Source organism: Streptomyces globisporus (genome assembly GCF_003501885.1).
Lineage (GTDB): Bacteria > Actinomycetota > Actinomycetes > Streptomycetales > Streptomycetaceae > Streptomyces > Streptomyces globisporus_D.
In genome coordinates this window covers 1-565 of sequence record NZ_QWFA01000426.1, presented here as the reverse complement: position 1 = coordinate 565, position 565 = coordinate 1, and the positions used below count along the sequence as shown (strand labels likewise).

Genomic DNA, 565 nt, shown 5'->3' with positions numbered 1-565 from the left:
CTCGCGTACCGCTTTAATGGGCGAACAGCCCAACCCTTGGGACCTACTTCAGCCCCAGGATGCGATGAGCCGACATCGAGGTGCCAAACCTCCCCGTCGATGTGGACTCTTGGGGGAGATAAGCCTGTTATCCCCAGGGTAGCTTTTATCCGTTGAGCGATGGCCCTTCCATGCGGTACCACCGGATCACTAAGCCCGACTTTCGTCCCTGCTCGACCTGTTTGTCTCGCAGTCAAGCTCCCTTATGCCTTTGCACTCTTCGAATGATTTCCAACCATTCTGAGGGAACCTTGGGGCGCCTCCGTTACTCTTTAGGAGGCGACCGCCCCAGTCAAACTGCCCACCTGACACTGTCCCCGTACCGGTTCACGGTACCAGGTTAGAACTCCGATACGATCAGGGTGGTATCCCAACGGCGCCTCCACCCACGCTGGCGCGCAGGCTTCCCAGGCTCCCACCTATCCTGTACAGATCGTACCAAAGTCCAATATCAAGCTGCAGTAAAGCTCCATGGGGTCTTTCCGTCTTGTCGCGGGTAACCTGCATCTTCACAGGTATTAAAATT

Annotated in this window: 1 rRNA gene; it reads right to left on the bottom strand. The window is 56.1% G+C overall.

Features of this window, described 5'->3' with window-relative positions:
- Positions 1-565 (bottom strand): 23S ribosomal RNA (locus D3105_RS34135); the annotation flags it as partial.